15 protein-coding genes are annotated in these 15,219 nt (G+C 53.8%); 4 read left to right on the forward strand and 11 right to left on the reverse strand.

The features are described 5' to 3' along the window. The first annotated feature begins 92 nt into the window (after positions 1 to 92). Positions 93 to 2,249 (forward strand): ATP-dependent DNA helicase DinG, encoded by a 2,157-nt coding sequence (dinG, locus tag KUE00_RS13755; RefSeq protein ID WP_246760463.1) that lies wholly within the window; start codon positions 93 to 95, stop codon positions 2,247 to 2,249. 20 nt (positions 2,250 to 2,269) lie between these two features. Next, entirely contained in the window at positions 2,270 to 3,241 is a 972-nt protein-coding gene (gene ybiB / locus KUE00_RS13760; protein WP_246760464.1) for a DNA-binding protein YbiB, read from the forward strand. A gap of 178 nt (positions 3,242 to 3,419) precedes the next feature. On the opposite strand, the gene KUE00_RS13765 is transcribed toward ybiB, so the two are convergent. The 3 genes from KUE00_RS13765 to KUE00_RS13775 form a co-directional block, all read right to left on the reverse strand. Beyond that, positions 3,420 to 4,574: a M20 aminoacylase family protein gene (locus tag KUE00_RS13765; RefSeq protein WP_246760465.1), complete on the reverse strand. Its 1,155-nt coding sequence runs from the start codon at positions 4,572 to 4,574 to the stop codon at positions 3,420 to 3,422. A gap of 68 nt (positions 4,575 to 4,642) precedes the next feature. Further along, entirely contained in the window at positions 4,643 to 5,167 is a 525-nt protein-coding gene (locus KUE00_RS13770; RefSeq protein WP_246760466.1) for a 5' nucleotidase, NT5C type, read from the reverse strand. 117 nt (positions 5,168 to 5,284) lie between these two features. Continuing rightward, positions 5,285 to 5,917 (reverse strand): flavin reductase family protein, encoded by a 633-nt coding sequence (locus KUE00_RS13775; protein WP_246760467.1) that lies wholly within the window; start codon positions 5,915 to 5,917, stop codon positions 5,285 to 5,287. A 126-nt stretch (positions 5,918 to 6,043) separates the two neighbouring features. On the opposite strand from KUE00_RS13775, the gene rlmF reads away from it, so the two are divergent. Next, a complete protein-coding gene (gene rlmF, locus KUE00_RS13780; RefSeq protein ID WP_246760468.1) occupies positions 6,044 to 6,976 on the forward strand; it encodes a 23S rRNA (adenine(1618)-N(6))-methyltransferase RlmF in 933 nt (310 codons plus the stop codon). A gap of 47 nt (positions 6,977 to 7,023) precedes the next feature. Here the strand turns inward: rlmF and ybiO are convergent, their stop codons facing one another. From ybiO to rhtA, 7 genes are all read right to left on the reverse strand, one after another. Continuing rightward, positions 7,024 to 9,288, reverse strand: coding sequence for a mechanosensitive channel protein (ybiO, locus tag KUE00_RS13785; RefSeq protein WP_246760469.1), 2,265 nt, complete (start codon positions 9,286 to 9,288; stop codon positions 7,024 to 7,026). A 133-nt stretch (positions 9,289 to 9,421) separates the two neighbouring features. Further along, positions 9,422 to 10,144, reverse strand: coding sequence for a glutamine ABC transporter ATP-binding protein GlnQ (gene glnQ / locus KUE00_RS13790; RefSeq protein WP_246760470.1), 723 nt, complete (start codon positions 10,142 to 10,144; stop codon positions 9,422 to 9,424). Further along, on the reverse strand, positions 10,141 to 10,800 hold the full coding sequence (gene glnP, locus KUE00_RS13795) for a glutamine ABC transporter permease GlnP (protein WP_246760471.1): 660 nt from the start codon (positions 10,798 to 10,800) through the stop codon (positions 10,141 to 10,143). Before glnP ends, glnQ begins: the two co-directional genes overlap by 4 nt. Before the next feature lie 80 nt (positions 10,801 to 10,880). Further along, positions 10,881 to 11,627, reverse strand: coding sequence for a glutamine ABC transporter substrate-binding protein GlnH (glnH, locus tag KUE00_RS13800; protein WP_246760472.1), 747 nt, complete (start codon positions 11,625 to 11,627; stop codon positions 10,881 to 10,883). Between the two features lie 252 nt (positions 11,628 to 11,879). Beyond that, on the reverse strand, positions 11,880 to 12,143 hold the full coding sequence (locus tag KUE00_RS13805; protein ID WP_246760473.1) for a DksA/TraR family C4-type zinc finger protein: 264 nt from the start codon (positions 12,141 to 12,143) through the stop codon (positions 11,880 to 11,882). 94 nt (positions 12,144 to 12,237) lie between these two features. Next, entirely contained in the window at positions 12,238 to 12,741 is a 504-nt protein-coding gene (gene dps, locus KUE00_RS13810) for a DNA starvation/stationary phase protection protein Dps (protein ID WP_147200555.1), read from the reverse strand. 368 nt (positions 12,742 to 13,109) lie between these two features. Beyond that, positions 13,110 to 14,003, reverse strand: coding sequence for a threonine/homoserine exporter RhtA (rhtA, locus tag KUE00_RS13815; RefSeq protein ID WP_246760474.1), 894 nt, complete (start codon positions 14,001 to 14,003; stop codon positions 13,110 to 13,112). Between the two features lie 366 nt (positions 14,004 to 14,369). On the opposite strand from rhtA, the gene ompX reads away from it, so the two are divergent. Continuing rightward, positions 14,370 to 14,882 (forward strand): outer membrane protein OmpX, encoded by a 513-nt coding sequence (gene ompX, locus KUE00_RS13820; RefSeq protein ID WP_246760475.1) that lies wholly within the window; start codon positions 14,370 to 14,372, stop codon positions 14,880 to 14,882. Between the two features lie 69 nt (positions 14,883 to 14,951). On the opposite strand, the gene KUE00_RS22055 is transcribed toward ompX, so the two are convergent. Then, the gene (locus KUE00_RS22055) at positions 14,952 to 15,053 is read right to left on the reverse strand and encodes a hypothetical protein (RefSeq protein ID WP_484840046.1); all 102 of its coding nucleotides are present in this window, start codon (positions 15,051 to 15,053) and stop codon (positions 14,952 to 14,954) included. Positions 15,054 to 15,219: the final 166 nt, after the last annotated feature.

A 15,219-nucleotide genomic window follows, 5' to 3' on the forward strand; every position in this document is an offset into this window, starting at 1 on the left:
ATTGCGAGCCGGGCTGAAGGATTGCGGCAAAAGGCTGACGCCGACGAAATACTGTGTAAAAATACAGGCCGTTTTGGTGAAAAGTGGTTGTTATGGCGCTAAATGCTGCGTTAAAAGCGCAAATTGCCGGCTGGTATAAAGCTCTCCAGCAGCAGATCCCCGATTTTATTTCCCGCGCGCCGCAGCGGCAGATGATTGCCGAAGTGGCGAAAACGCTGGCGGGCGACGATGGCCGTCATCTGGCGATCGAAGCGCCAACCGGCGTGGGGAAAACCCTTTCTTATCTGATTCCGGGTATCGCCGTCAGCCGTGCCGAAGAGAAGCCGCTGGTGATCAGTACCGCTAACGTGGCGCTGCAGGATCAGATTTACAGTAAAGATCTGCCGCTGCTGCAAAAGATCATTCCCGATCTGCGTTTTACTGCTGCTTTTGGTCGCGGTCGCTACGTTTGCCCGCGCAACCTTTCGGCGCTGGGCGGTGACGAAGAGAAGCAGGGCGATCTGCTGCTGTTTCTGGATGATGAGATGACCGCCAGCAAGGATGAGCGCGCGTTGTGCAGCACGCTGCAAAAAAATCTCGATCGGCACCAGTGGGATGGCCTGCGCGATCACTGTGAAGACACCATTGAAGATTCGCTCTGGCAGCGCATCAGCACGGATAAAACCAACTGCCTGGGCAGCAACTGCCACTGGTTTCGCGAGTGTCCGTTCTACCTGGCCCGCCGCGAAATCGAAAATGCCGACGTGGTGGTTGCCAACCACGCGTTGGTGATGGCCGCGCTGGAGACGGAATCGGTGCTGCCGCCGCCGAAAAACCTGCTGCTGGTGTTGGATGAAGGCCATCACCTGCCGGAGGTAGCGCGGGACGCACTGGAGATGAGCGGCGATATCACCCCGGCCTGGAGCACGCTTCAGCTCGATCTGTTCTGCCGCCTGGTGGAGCAGTGCATGGCGCAGTTCCGGCCTAAAAAACCGCCGCACCTTAGTAACCCGGAGCGCCTTAAGGCCCACTGTGAAGAGATGCACGAGCAGCTACAGCAGCTGTCGCATATCCTGATACAGCTGTTGCCAGGCCAGCAGGAAAGCGAATACCGTTTTGAAATGGGGCTGCTGCCGGAAGAGGTGATGACGCTTTGCGCCAGGCTGTTTAAGCTCAGCGACGGGCTGCGCGGGCTGGCAGAAGCGCTGCTGAACGACCTGGCGGAAAAAACCGGCCAGTTTGACGTGGCGCGTCTGCATCGTACCCTGCTGCAAATGAACCGGGCGCTCAGCTGGTTTGAAGCCAGCAGCAAGCTCTGGCGCCTGGCCTCAATGGAGCAGGCTTCGGGCGCGCCGGTTTCCAAATGGGTTACTCGTGAACTGCGCGAAGGCAATCCGCACCTGCTGTTCCACTGTGCCGGTATCCGCGTCAGCGACCAGCTGGAAAAGCTGCTGTGGCGCAAAATCCCGCATGTGGTGCTGACCTCCGCCACGCTGCGCTCGCTGAACAGCTTTCAGCGCCTGCAGGAAATGGCCGGATTAAGCGAAAAAGTGGGCGACCGTTTCGTTGCGCTTGATTCGCCGTTTAACCACGTCGAGCAGGGCAAGTTAATCATCCCGCAGATGCGCTATGAGCCGATGCTGGCGAACGAGGTTGAACACCTGGCAGAAATGGCGCACTTTTTCCGTCAGCAGATCAAAGAAGGCAAGCACAAAGGCCTGCTGGTATTGTTTGCCAGCGGCCGCGCGATGCAGCAGTTTATTTCCTACCTGCCTGAGTTACGGCTGATGCTGCTGGTACAGGGGGATAAACCCCGTCCGGCGCTGGTGGCGCTGCACCGCAAAAAAGTTCAGCAGGGCGAAACCAGCGTGCTGGTTGGCCTGCAGTCTTTTGCCGAAGGGCTGGATTTAAAAGGTGAACTGCTGTCGCAGGTGCATATTCATAAAATTGCTTTCCCACCGGTAGACAGTCCGGTTATTTTGACCGAGGGTGAATGGCTGAAAAGCCTCAGACGCTATCCGTTTGAGGTTCAGAGCCTGCCGAGCGCCTCGTTTAACCTGATTCAGCAGGTGGGCAGGTTAATCCGCAGCCATCACTGTTTTGGCGAAATCGTTATTTACGATCGCCGCTTATTGAGCAAGAGCTATGGCGCACGCCTGCTGGGCGCTTTGCCGGTTTTTCCTATTGAGCAACCGCCAATGCCGGAAGGTGAGCTGCCAAAAGCCGTTCCCACAGCGGTGGTTAAGAAGAAAGTACGTCGTCGTCGCTAACTATCGAACAGGGCAGAAGCATGGGTTATCAGCAAATTATTAAAGAGGTTGGACGCGGAAAAAATCACGCGCGCGATATCGATTTCGATAGCGCCCGTGATTTTTATCGCCAGGTGCTGGCAGGCGACGTACCGGAGCTTGAGCTGGGCGCGATTATTATTGCGCTACGCATCAAAGGGGAAGGCGAGCAGGAGATGCTGGGCTTTTATCAGGCGATGCAGGAGTCGGTGCTCAGCCTGCAGCCGCCAGCCAGCCTGCCCATGCCGATAGTGATCCCCAGCTACAACGGCGCGCGCAAGCAGGCTAACCTGACGCCGCTGCTGGCTTTGCTGCTCTCCGCTTTGGGTTTTCCGGTGCTGGTGCATGGCGTTAGTGACGATCCGACACGCGTAACCAGCGAGGCTATTTTTACCGCGCTGGGCATCGAACCAGCCGACAGCGCAGAACAGGCGCAGGCACAGCTGGAAGAAGGAAAAGCGGTGTTTGTATCGGTTGAAACGCTTTGTGCGCCGCTGGCGCGTCAGCTTTCGCTGCGCTGGCGTATGGGCGTACGCAACAGCGCCCATACGCTGGCAAAGCTGCTGACGCCCTTTGGCGAGGACGCTGCGCTACGGCTTTCCAGCGTTTCCCACCCGGAATATATTGCGCGCGTGGGCCAGTTTTTCCACGCGGTGGGTGGACGAGCGCTGCTGATGAACGGCACGGAAGGCGAAGTCTACGCCAGTCCGCAACGCTGCCCGGCCATTAATCTGATTGCCGGTAGCGAACCCGAAGTGCTGGTAACGCGGCAGGAAGAGAGCGGCATCGGTCGTGATGAGCTTCCTGCGGGTAAAGACGCAGAGATAACGGCTGAGTGGATCAAACGCTGCCTGAACCGGGAGGTCGCGGTGCCGCAATCGCTGCGCCTGCAGCTGGCCTGCTGTTTTGTGGCTACAGGCCGGGCGGCCGATGTGGAAAGCGGGCTGGAGCAGGTGGCGAAGGCGGGCTATTGATGCTTGCAGGCCGCAGATAGCATAGCGGGTTTTCATGCGGCGAGAACCGGCATGGAAGCCGTTTTGTGTACATTCGTTAACGGTTTTCTGGCACCGCAAAATTTTTTTTGAGCCCGCGCTCAGCTTTCACTCTTTTTACAGGTGGATCTAAAAAAGAGCGCGGGCGTGGCCGAAGAAACTATCTGGTTGGCATAAGCTTTTCCGCCAGCGCGGCCCAGAAAGCGATACCTTCGCTAATCAGTTCATCGTTAAAATCGTAACGCGCATTATGCAGCGGTGCGGAAGGCGAAGCGCCGTCTGCGCCGAGCCAGAAATAGGCACCGGGGCAAACCTCCAGCATGCAGGCAAAATCTTCCGAGGCCATAGAAGGATTGATTTCCCAGTGCACCTGTTCCGCAGGCAACAGCGACAGCGCGCAATCGCGAACCTGCTGCGCCGCCACGGCGTGATTACAGGTAACTGGATAATCCGTCAGATAATCAATGCTGCCGTCAATTCCCAACGGCGCGGTGAAGGTGGTGACAAAATCGTTAATCATGCTGCGCACCCTGGCGCGCACATCGCTTTGCAAGCAGCGCAGCGTACCGCGCAGGGTGACGCTTTCCGGGATGACATTAATAGCTTCACCGCCGTTAATCTGGGTAATGCTGACCACCGCCGAAGAGAGCGGGGACAAACGCCGCGCGGGAATGGTTTGCAGCGCCAGGATCAGCTGCGCCGCCGCTACCACAGGATCGGCCCCGTTTTCCGGCATAGCTGCATGGCAGCTTTTGCCGCGCAGCGTAATTTCAAAGGCGTCCAGCGAAGCCATCATCGGCCCGCTGTTTACCGCCAGATGGCCGACGGGCAGGCCGGGCCAGTTATGCATCCCATAAATAGCCTCCATCGGAAACAGCGTAAACAGGCCGTCGGCCACCATTTTGCGTGCGCCGCCAAGGTTTTCTTCCGCGGGCTGAAAAACGAAATGCAGCGTGCCGCTAAAACGGCGCGTAACGCTGAGATGTTTTGCGGCGGCCAGCAGGATAGCGGTGTGGCCGTCATGGCCGCAGGCGTGCATGATGCCCGGTTGCGTCGAGCGCCAGGCTCTCTCACCCAGTTCGGTAATCGGCAGCGCATCCATATCGGCCCGAAAACCGATTGCAGGGCCGGGGCCGTTTTCCAGCGTGCCGACCACGCCAGTGCCTGCCAGACCGGTATGCACCTGTAAACCAAAAGAGCGCAGAAGTTCTGCAACCCGTCGTGAAGTATGATGTTCCTGATAGCCCAGCTCCGGCTGCGCGTGAAACTGCCTGCGCCACTCGGTGGCTTCCTGAATCAGCGGGACGGGGATCATGTCTTCTCCTTTGCGGGCGTTGCGTCTGCCGTCGCGCCAGGCTGTCAGGCCGGGCGCAGACAGAACATTTACATCAGCAAATTTTCAATTTCTTGCCAGTTTTTTACCCGCCGATAGCCGGTAACCTGAAGATTATGGGGGGCGGAATACAGGATGCCTTCGCCGCAAAAACCGCTAAAATTTTCAGCGTTGTCATCAATCATATAGTCTGCATTGATAATGCTTTTGTTGCCGCAGAACACAATATTGCTGGGTTTAATCGACGGGAAGTGGGTGTTGAGCCAGCGGAATTTGGCGTTAAACGAGGTCGGCACCTGCATAGCCGCAGTAGTAATAAAAATTTCATACCGCTTGCCCAGTTCGGCAATGACGCGCTGGCTACCCTCAATCACTTCAAGATCGCCAAAAAAATCGCTGTCTTCGCTGACCAGCGTGAAAATTTCCCGCAGCATTTCCGGTTTTTCGGCGGCAAGACTGAACAGATTCAGTTCGCTATGCGTTAGCTTCAGGGAAAAATGATGATTAAAAGTGGCGACCATTTTAGGATGAAAATCGGCGATAACCTCATCCATATCAATAGCAATTCTCTTCATTATCGCTCCATACCTGCGATCGGGATTGCGGACATCATAACAAAAAACCGCCAGCCGGATTGTCGGCATTGCCTTAAAAGCGAGGCGCTGCGTCGGCGCTTCGCTTGTTATATCCTGCTATGACCTGCGCGCGTCCGGTCGGGTTAAATCAAAGCGCTGCTCGTCGCTGATGGTGTAATAGGCGCTGGGGCCGCCCGCGCGCAGGATGGGATTGGCTTTGGCGGTCTGATAAATGCCGTCGAGCAGTAAAGCCTGGTCGATATGAACGGCAATCACTTCGCCCAGCACCAGCCATTGTTCCAGCTTACCGCCATCGGCGTCCTGCAACTGAATAAGCTGCGTTAGCTTACATTCAAAATTGACCGGACTTTCCGCTACCATACTGGCCGCAACCTGCGTACCCGGAATAGCCGTGACGCCAGAAAGCGCAAACTCATCTTTATCACGTGCGACTGAAGCGGAGCTTTCGTTCATCGCTACCGCCAGTTCGCGGGTAGCCAGATTCCAGACAAACTCACCGGTTTCGGCAATGTTTGCCACGCTGTCTTTCCAGCCCTGACTGGAGAAACCGATAATCGGCGGCTTATAGTTAAAGCAGTTAAAAAAGCTGTAGGGCGCCAGATTGCGATCGCCGCTGGCGCTTTGCGAGCTTATCCAGCCAATCGGGCGCGGGCCAATAATGGCGTTGAGCGGATCGTGAGGCAGGCCGTGACCAAGGCGAGGCTGGTAAGAATGGCGGGAACGCGGCATTAACAACTCCTGAAGAATGGGGTAATCCTTAATATTAGCCGTTAGAAAGCAGGAAATCAGGCGGGAATTGTTTACGATCTTTACCGCAGCAGGTATCTTACGCGCCTGCAGATAAGAGAGCCGTTCATGAAAAAGAGTGTCGAAAAAACCCAGCTTCATCCCCGTAACCGCCACCGTGGCCGCTATGATTTTCCCGCGCTGATTGCCAGCCATCCGCCGCTGGCAGCGTTTGTTGCGACCAACCAGTACGGTGATGAATCGGTAGATTTTGCCGATCCGGCGGCGGTAAAAATGCTTAATCAGGCTTTGCTGAAGCATTTTTACCAGATCGAACAGTGGACCATTCCGGACGGCTTTCTCTGCCCGCCAGTGCCGGGACGCGCTGATTATATTCACCACCTGGCCGATCTGCTGGCGGAAGATAACCGTTCAGTGGTGCCGCGTAATATCAACGTGCTGGATATCGGCTGCGGCGCGAACTGCATCTATCCGTTGATTGGCTATCGCGAGTATGAATGGCGTTTTACCGGCAGCGAAGTTAATGAAGAAGCAATGCGTGCGGCAAACGCGATTATTAGCGCTACGCCCGGGCTTAATCGCGGAGTGCGTTTGCGTCGCCAGAAGAGTGCGCAGGCTATTTTTAGCGGTATTATTCATAAAAACGAGCTGTACCATGCCGTTCTTTGTAACCCACCTTTTCACGCTTCCGCCAGCGATGCGCAGCAGGGCAGCCAGCGTAAAGTCCGCAATCTGGGACTCGGTAAAGATGCGCCACTAAATTTTGGCGGCCAGCAGGATGAACTCTGGTGCGAAGGCGGCGAAAAAGCGTTTATTGGCCGCATGATTACCGAAAGCGTCAGCTTTGCAAAACAGTGTATCTGGTTCACCTCACTGGTTTCGCGCCGGGAAAATTTACCTGAGCTTTGGCGCGCGCTGGAGCAGGCCGGAGCCGTTAGCGTTCGCACTATCGATATGGCGCAGGGTCAGAAACAGAGCCGGTTTATTGCCTGGACCTTTATGGAGCAACCGGCTCGCGAGCGCCAGATGACGCGCGTTTAGCCCGACGACAGCGGCATCCTGCCGCTGTTACGTAAAAAGCTCAGGATTTACTCTGGCGCCGGCAGCGCTGGAAAACTGGCTGCCGCAGCCAGATCGCTACCCGTTTGCATTACCTGAACCGTTGGATGCGGTGCTCTGATCCCGGCCGCATCGAAGTGTTTCTTAACCATATTGTCGAGTGCAAACCGCACCGTCCACTGCTTTAGCGGCTGCGTAGTGAAGGAAACTCGCACCGTAAATGCCTGATTGGTAAGGCCTACCAGACCTGCAAAGGAGGGCTCGCCGATTACCATGCCGCGAATCGTCTCATCCTGCATCAGTTCACTTACCGCCGCCTGTAGCGTAGCGTTAACTTTATCGCTGTCTTCGCGGCGATCGACATCATAATTGGCGACAAAAGAGCCGATACCGCGCACAAAGTTGGCAAAAGTCGTAATCGAAGACCACGGGATAATGTGATAAGCGCCGGTATCCTGACGTACCCCGACCGAACGTATCGACATACGTTCTACCGTACCGGTAATCGCGCCTATAGTCACCAGATCGCCAGTATTCATGCCGTTTTCGAACTGAATAAAAATACCGGTAATAATGTCTTTTACCAGCGTTTGCGAGCCGAACGAAACCGCCAGCCCCAGCGCGCCCGCGCCTGCCAGCAATGGCGCAATATTAACGCCAATCTCCGACAGCAGGATCATAATGGTAATAGTACTGATAACTACGGCCAGCGCGTTGCGAAACAGGGTCAACAGCGTGCGTGTTCTGGCGCTTGGCATCGGGCGACCATGAGAATCCGAGGCGAGACGGCTTTCTATCAGGCTGGCAAGCAGCGTCCAGCCAACTGCCGAAAAGAACAAAATCATCACGATACGGATAATCACATCAACCATTTTGACGCCCGCGCCAACCGTCAGCCAGTGCCACAGGTCGAACAGGTTCCAGGCGTTTAATAACAGCAGGCAAACGGCGAAGACGGTCAGGATCCGCGCCAGTTTCAGCATCACGGAAATCCAGCCGTTAACCCTTTTTTGCAGTTCAGGATAGTTACGGCGCAGCTCCGGCGAAAGGATAATCGTTTTTGATATCCAGCGGCTAAGCACGCCGGAAATCAACGCACCAAGGCCGATTATCGCCAGCGAGCGCACGGTGGCGGACATCATAAACTTCAGGCTGTCGCCGGGATTAAAGATAGAAAGCAGGAACAGCGCAATAAAGTAGGCGCTGGCAAGCCAGTACCAGACCATGGCAAAAGCGCGGATAAACAGCGAAAAGAAGCTCATTGAGCGGTCGGCTAGCCGATTCAGTTCCAGCTGTATGGAGCGACGGTTATGGAAAATCAGGTAGAGCGCCCAGGCCGTGATAAAGCACATCAGGATAAGGTTCACCAGCGCGGCAACCTGCACGTTAACCTGATTGGAAACAATAGGCACTATGACCAGCAGCCCATAACCGATAACGCCGCTCAGCCAGCTGAGGCGAGTCTCCCAGTAGCTGGCGCGTGCATCAGAGAGATGGAAAAAGCGCAGCTGCGGATAGCGCGGACAGAATATTAACCGCAGGATCGCCTTGAAAAATTCAATCAGCGCAAAAGCGTTAAGAAATAAACCCTGCTGGTAAGCAATGGTACGGCTGCCTGCGTTCAGCGAATCGCTCAGCATTTGCCCCACAAACAAGGCAATGCCCAGCAGCAGTAGATCGACAACAAACGCGCCCAGGATCATCGCGGGCAAATGTAGCCAGCTGGTGCGATCGCCGTTTTTTCTTCTTCCCCATTCGCCCATGCGGCGAAAAAGCGGCGTAACGGCCCAGCGGAGCAGCCAGTAAAATGCGAACAGCGCAACGGCCAGCATCACAAAGTGGCTCAGCGCGTTATAAAACGTTTTGGGATTAAAAGCCTTGTGCGGTGCATCAGTGATATTGCGATGGAGCTTTTGTACTTTTCCCAGCATTTCGCCGCCAAAATGACGACTGACGTTGGTAACGCTTTCCAGGACGGTTTTATCATCATCGGCCGTTGGCGGCGTGAGCACCGGATCTTTTGTGGTAGACGTACTTGTAGAAGCGCTGCGTAACTGATTAATCAGCTCGGCCCGGGACTGGTCATTCTGCAAAATATTCGCCAGCGCGGCATAGGCAGCTTTTTTATCTTCTAAGCTCGGTTCGCCGCCTTGGGGAGCCGAAGCGGATTTTGTCTGGGAAGCAGCCACGGCGGCGGCAGGTAAGCTAACGGCCTGGGCCTGGCAGCCAAAAATAGCAATGACTAACGGTAACCATCTGAACGCCAGGCGCCAGAAGGGAAGGGTTCCTGACATCGTATTCTCCTGTGACGACGCAAAGAAGCGTCGACCAGCAAGTATAGCCTGCCGGGAAAAAGCGCAAGCCGAAGAGGCGCTTTTTAAGAGAGGGACGAGAAAGCGGGGCGGCAAACTCCCGCCCCGAAGACTATCAGGAAACGTGCTGTAGGAATTCCTGCAGGCGCGCGCCCGGCGGATTATCGATCAGTTCTGCCGGGTCACCATCTTCTGCGATGCGACCCTTATCGATAAAGATCAGACGTGAAGCAACCTTCTTCGCAAAGCCCACTTCGTGCGTCACGATGACCATCGTCATGCCTTCTTCGGCCAGATCCTGCATGACCTTCAGAACTTCATGGCGCAGCTCTGGATCGAGCGCGGAAGTTGGTTCATCAAACAGCATCATTTTAGGCTTGACCGCCAGCGCGCGGGCAATGGCCACGCGCTGCTGTTGGCCGCCGGAAAGCTCGGACGGGAAATGGTGCGCGCGCTCGGCCAGGCCAACTTTGCCCAACAGCTCTTTTGCCAGACGTTGCGCGTCAGCTTTTTTAGCGCCGCGCACGCGGATTGGACCAAAGGCGACGTTATCCAGCGCGCTCATCTGCGGAAACAGATGGAACTGCTGGAATACCATACCTGCTTCCTGGCGAATTAAACGGTCATCAACTTTCGGGTCGTTAACCTTCAGGCCATCTACAATCAGCTCGCCGGTAGTGATCTCTTCCAGCTTGTTGATGCAGCGCAGCAGCGTGGATTTGCCGGAGCCTGACGGCCCGATAATCACAACAACTTCGCCTTGTTTAATCGATAAATCGATATTGTGCAGAACCTGCGTTTCGCCAAAGTGTTTGGAGACGTTTTTAAATTCAATCACAGGATCTTCATCCTTTTCTCAATGCGACGCAGAACAAAGCTCAGCACCAGCGTAATAAACAGGTAGATAACGGCTACGGCGCTCCAGATTTCCAGCGCGCGGAAGTTGCCGGCAATAATTTCCTGGCCCTGGCGGGTCAGTTCCGCCACGCCAATCACGATAAACAGCGAGGTATCTTTAATACTGACGATCCACTGGTTACCCAGCGGCGGCAGCATACGACGCAGCGCCAGCGGCATAATGACGTAACGCAGCGTTTCACGGCTGGATAAGCCCAGCGCGAGACCTGCTTCACGAAAGCCTTTGTTGATTGACAGGACGGCACCACGGGTGATTTCTGCGATATAAGCGCCGGAGTTGATCATGATGGTGATCACTGCCGCACTGAAGGGGTCGATGCGCAGATCGCTAAACGCCATCGGCAGAGCAAAATAGATAAACATGACCTGGACGACAATAGGCGTACCACGGATCAGTTCAATAAATACCAGCGCAACATTGCGTGACAGCCAGCCGCCGTAGGCGCGGGCAAAACCCGCTACAAGGCCGATAATCAGGCCGCCAATCAGGCCGAGGACGGAAATCCACAGCGTCAGTCGGGCGCCCTCAAGCAGGGCCGGAATAGATGGCCAGATGGCGCTCCAGTCAAACTGCATTCTTAATTCTCCGGTTTAAAACCATATTCATTGGTGTAAAACCGCAGGCGCACGGCGCGCCTGCGAAAGGTAAAGCGCTGTTATTTAGGCTCAGAACCGAACCATTTTTTATAAATAGTGTTGTAGGTGCCGTTTTCACGCAGGGTTTTCAACGCGCCGTTGACCTTATCACGCAGTTCGTCGCTGCCTTTCGGGAAGGCGATACCGTAATCCTGTGCTTCGATTGAGTCGCCTACCGCTTTAAACTGGCCTTTGCCTGCGGTATGGATGAAATAAAGAATATTTGGCGTATCGTGCAGCACGGCATCCGCACGGCTGGTGCCCAGCTCCATGTAGGCGTTATCGATGTTAGGGAACTGGCGCAGGTCTTTGCTCTTGATATGCTGTTTTGCGTAATCTACGGAACCGGTGCCGCTTTTTACTGCAACCACTTTGCCATCCAGATCTTTGATGCTTTTGATCTGGTCGTTATTGGCTTTAACCATCACCAGCAGGCCGCTTTTGTAGTAGCTGTCAGAGAAGTCGATAGCCTTTTTACGTGCGTCGGTAATGGTAATACCCGCCAGCGCTACATCAACGTTGTGCGTTTGCAGGCCGGGAATAATGCCGCTGAAATCCATTGGCTTCAGGGTGTAATCCAGATTCAGCTGTTTAGCGATAGCAGCCCACAGCTCCACGTCAAAGCCAACATATTCGTTACCCTGTTTAAACTCGAAAGGCACAAAGGCGGTGTCGGTAGCAACAACCAGTTTTTTTTCTGCGGCAGTAGAAGAGACGGCGAACGCCAGCGTCAGCGCAGCCAGGGAAAACTTAACAAGTGACTTCATCTTTTTATCCTTATTGCAGTCGGACAAGCACTTTGTCCGATTGATGCCGGGCTATATGAAAAAAGCGTGCCAAGTTTTCAAAATATATGAAAAACAGCACGTTGAGTCAATGAAACCGCTGTGGATACGTATTAAGCGATGCAATGCACCATAATGGAGCACCATAATAGTGCGTCGTGTTCATTATGGTGCAGATCAGTTTTAGCCTGGCAGGGAGTAAAAAACAAAAGAAAAAGAGAGGGAGGCAGAATTTTATCGCAGCTGGCTGTCTTTACTGCCGCGACGGTTATAAAGAGTGGAAGCCTGCTTTTCGTCACGCTGCTGCTGACACTGTACGCAATACTGCACGCCAGGCAGAGCGAGGCGTCTGGCTTCCGGAATAGGTTCACCACAGTTTTCACAATATTCCGCACTGACGCCGTTATGCATCGAGCGTCTTGCACGATTAACGGCATCTTCTACCGTTGAGTCAATCTGTTCCTGTACGGCATCATCACGTGCCCAACCACTGGCCATCGTTATCTCCCATATAGAAAGAGCAGATGAAAGGCCTCATCTGCTCTGAAATCTACTCTACGAAAAGGGGGCTGAATTAACAGCCCGCTGAGTCTTATTCGATATTAGACTCGATGAACCACAGGAATTTATCCAGGTCACGCGAAGCCGCAGTGAAAATATCAGCGGTGTCTTCGTCTTCTACTTCCGTAATGGCTTTACGGGTATCGTTAGCAACAACGGCATAGCGTTCAGCCAGCGCCTTCAGGTGATCCTGAACGGTGTGGATGTTCAGCGGATAGCTTTTCAGCGGCGTCCTGTCGTTAACTACCTGAGTCGTACCCAGCGCGACACCGCCCAGCTGAACTACGCGCTCGGCGATAGTATCCTGGTGATCGGTAATCGTGGTACGGAAACCATCCAGCATTTCGTGCACGCCGATGAAGTTTGCGCCGCGCATGTTCCAGTGCGCCTGCTTGGTAATCAGGGACAAATCAATGAATTCCGTTACCAGGCGATTCAGCACTTCAATCGTGGCTTTTTTCTCTTCGTCAGCCACATTGTTACGCGTGTAATGCAGATCGGATGAAGTCGTTTTTACCAGTTTAGCGGTACTCATCATTAATATCCTCTTAATGGTCAGTTGTCCTGAATGTACCGAATAAGTGTAGCAGGACTTTTGCCCTTTGCCACAAAGGTGCTGCCTATCGAAAAAATAGCGGGCGTCTTGCAGCTTAAGCTGCTGGTATTTCTGCGTTTTCGCTGGGTAGATGCGATTAATAAATATTCTCATTTAAACAGGATTTAATAACGCGCTGATAATTAAAGTATTTTTATTTTGTTTAAAAAGGGAAACTTACCAGCAACGTTAACGTAGTCGACAGTAATGATATAAAAGTGGCTCGGAATAGTCTGAGTGATATTAAATTATTAGCCATTAAAGCCGGGAACCTGAATTAATTCACCGGCATGAGATAATTCGGCAATTTATTCGCCAGGTTCGCTTACGGGTTCAATTTCCGGCCTGGCAGATTGCAACGTCAACGTTGTTCCGACGGAGGCCAGCACGATAGCCAACAGCCCGGCCCACTGCGGCAGCGTCAGGTTTTCGCCCAGAAACAGCATACCGGAAAGCGCGCCCATCGCTGGTTCAAGGCTCATTAGCGTACCAAATGTTTTTGCCGGTAAGCGGGTCAGCGCCACCATTTCCAGCGAATAAGGGAAGGCGCTGGACAGCACGGCAACGGCCAGCGCGACGGGTAAAATTGCCAGGCTCCAGATACCGCTATCGGCAAAGGTAAAACCTAACGGAACAAAAACCAGCGAGGCGATTAGTGACCCCATCGCAACGGTCGCCGGGCCGTGTTCAGCGCCGGCGCGGCGACCACTCAGAATATATACAGCCCAGCAGGCACCGGCCAGCAACGCCAGCAGCGCGCCCTTGATATCCACGCCGGAAATTGAATCGCCCAGCGGCAGCAGCCACCACAAACCGGCCAGCGCCAGCGCCACCCAGACAAAATCCAGCAGCTTTCTTGCTCCGGCTAACGCCAGCGTGAGCGGCCCGACAAACTCCAGCGCGACGGCAATACCCAAAGGTACGGTACGTATCGACAGATAAAAGGAGTAGTTCATTGCTCCCAGCGCCAGCCCGTAACAAAGCAGCGGCAAAATTTGCTGGCGGCTGAAACGCAAACGCCAGGGCTTAAAAACGAGACAAAGGATTAACGTGCCCAAACCCAAACGTAAGGCCGTAATGCCTGGCGCGCCAACAACAGGGAAAAGCGTTTTGGCTAAGGCGGCACCGCCCTGAATAGAAATCATGGCGATTAACAGCAGCGAAACAGAAAACCAGACTGAGGAAGTGCGGGAAGAAGACATCCTTGAAACCAACCTTATTTGTCTGTCAGAAGAGGAAAAAGTTCCGTCGAGTGTACCAACAGACGCCGATAAAAAGTGGCGAAAACAGCATAAACAGGTGAGGAAATTCGGAAAAACAGGCCTGCTGACGTAAAGAAGTGTCAAAATTAATTAAGATTTATCTCAATGAACAAATTTTTACATTGCGGGTCAGGCGAGGCGGTGTTGGCTTAAAGTTGAATAAAAACAGATAAATACAATCAATCATTAACGTCCTGTTACACCAAACATTGTCTTGGACAACAAAAACGGGGCAGAGTTTCTGTCTGAGGTTTGTTATATTTTCAGCGTTGTCAGGAGATAAGTACTTTCACATTTGAGGTGGTTATGAAAAAAATTGCATGTCTTTCAGCACTGGCTTGTGTACTGGCAGTTTCTGCTGGTTCAGCGATGGCACAGAGCACTGTTTCCGGTGGTTACGCACAAAGCGATATGCAGGGCGTGGCTAACAAAGCTAACGGTTTCAACCTGAAATACCGCTACGAAAACGGCACCGATGCCCTGGGTTGGATCGGTTCTTTCACCTACACCGAGAAAGATCGTACCGACGCTGGCGTGTATAACAAAGGCCAGTACTACGGCATCACCGGTGGTCCTGCTTACCGTCTGAACGACTGGGCAAGCATCTACGGCGTAGTAGGTATCGGCTACGGTAAATTCCAGCAGAACGGCGCAGACCGCGTGAAGTCTGACTCAAGCGACGTTGGCTTCTCTTACGGTGCTGGCCTGCAGTTCAACCCGGGCATCGAAAACGTTGCTCTGGATGTTGGCTACGAGCAGAGCCGTATCCGCAGCGTAGACGTTGGCACCTGGATTGCTGGCGTAGGCTACAGCTTCTAAGCCTGCTAAAAACCGGTTTCGACCGGTCGATAAAAAATCCGCCCACGTGGCGGATTTTTTTATGGCCGATCAACGGCGGCGTTTTTTCTCTGTTGTGAGCATTTCCAGCAGCATCAGACGCAGCGTAAAAGGCGAGCGACAGAACAGCTGCAGTAAAAGTGGCTTTTTCATATTGTCCTCCTTCGTACGCTTTATCACCAGATATAGCACAGGCTATACTTCGTAGCCAGTGCTATTGCGCGAAAATTTGTGCTTCTTTGAGCTTCGTTTACAATGTGGCACCAACAGGCTGCCGCGAGCCGTTACGCGTCAGTTGATAATAAAAAGAGGAAGCTGA

Source organism: Erwinia phyllosphaerae (assembly GCF_019132875.1).
Lineage (GTDB): Bacteria > Pseudomonadota > Gammaproteobacteria > Enterobacterales > Enterobacteriaceae > Erwinia > Erwinia phyllosphaerae.

What these genes read in the sequence shown, in the direction of transcription:
- dinG (WP_246760463.1), top strand. Translation starts at nt 93, where the DNA reads ATGGCGCTAAATGCTGCGTTAAAAGCGCAAATTGCCGGCTGGTATAAA.
- ybiB (WP_246760464.1), top strand. Translation starts at nt 2,270, where the DNA reads ATGGGTTATCAGCAAATTATTAAAGAGGTTGGACGCGGAAAAAATCAC.
- KUE00_RS13765 (WP_246760465.1), bottom strand. Translation starts at nt 4,574, where the DNA reads ATGATCCCCGTCCCGCTGATTCAGGAAGCCACCGAGTGGCGCAGGCAG.
- KUE00_RS13770 (WP_246760466.1), bottom strand. Translation starts at nt 5,167, where the DNA reads ATGAAGAGAATTGCTATTGATATGGATGAGGTTATCGCCGATTTTCAT.
- KUE00_RS13775 (WP_246760467.1), bottom strand. Translation starts at nt 5,917, where the DNA reads ATGCCGCGTTCCCGCCATTCTTACCAGCCTCGCCTTGGTCACGGCCTG.
- rlmF (WP_246760468.1), top strand. Translation starts at nt 6,044, where the DNA reads ATGAAAAAGAGTGTCGAAAAAACCCAGCTTCATCCCCGTAACCGCCAC.
- ybiO (WP_246760469.1), bottom strand. Translation starts at nt 9,288, where the DNA reads ATGTCAGGAACCCTTCCCTTCTGGCGCCTGGCGTTCAGATGGTTACCG.
- glnP (WP_246760471.1), bottom strand. Translation starts at nt 10,800, where the DNA reads ATGCAGTTTGACTGGAGCGCCATCTGGCCATCTATTCCGGCCCTGCTT.
- glnH (WP_246760472.1), bottom strand. Translation starts at nt 11,627, where the DNA reads ATGAAGTCACTTGTTAAGTTTTCCCTGGCTGCGCTGACGCTGGCGTTC.
- KUE00_RS13805 (WP_246760473.1), bottom strand. Translation starts at nt 12,143, where the DNA reads ATGGCCAGTGGTTGGGCACGTGATGATGCCGTACAGGAACAGATTGAC.
- dps (WP_147200555.1), bottom strand. Translation starts at nt 12,741, where the DNA reads ATGAGTACCGCTAAACTGGTAAAAACGACTTCATCCGATCTGCATTAC.
- rhtA (WP_246760474.1), bottom strand. Translation starts at nt 14,003, where the DNA reads ATGTCTTCTTCCCGCACTTCCTCAGTCTGGTTTTCTGTTTCGCTGCTG.
- ompX (WP_246760475.1), top strand. Translation starts at nt 14,370, where the DNA reads ATGAAAAAAATTGCATGTCTTTCAGCACTGGCTTGTGTACTGGCAGTT.
- KUE00_RS22055 (WP_484840046.1), bottom strand. Translation starts at nt 15,053, where the DNA reads ATGAAAAAGCCACTTTTACTGCAGCTGTTCTGTCGCTCGCCTTTTACG.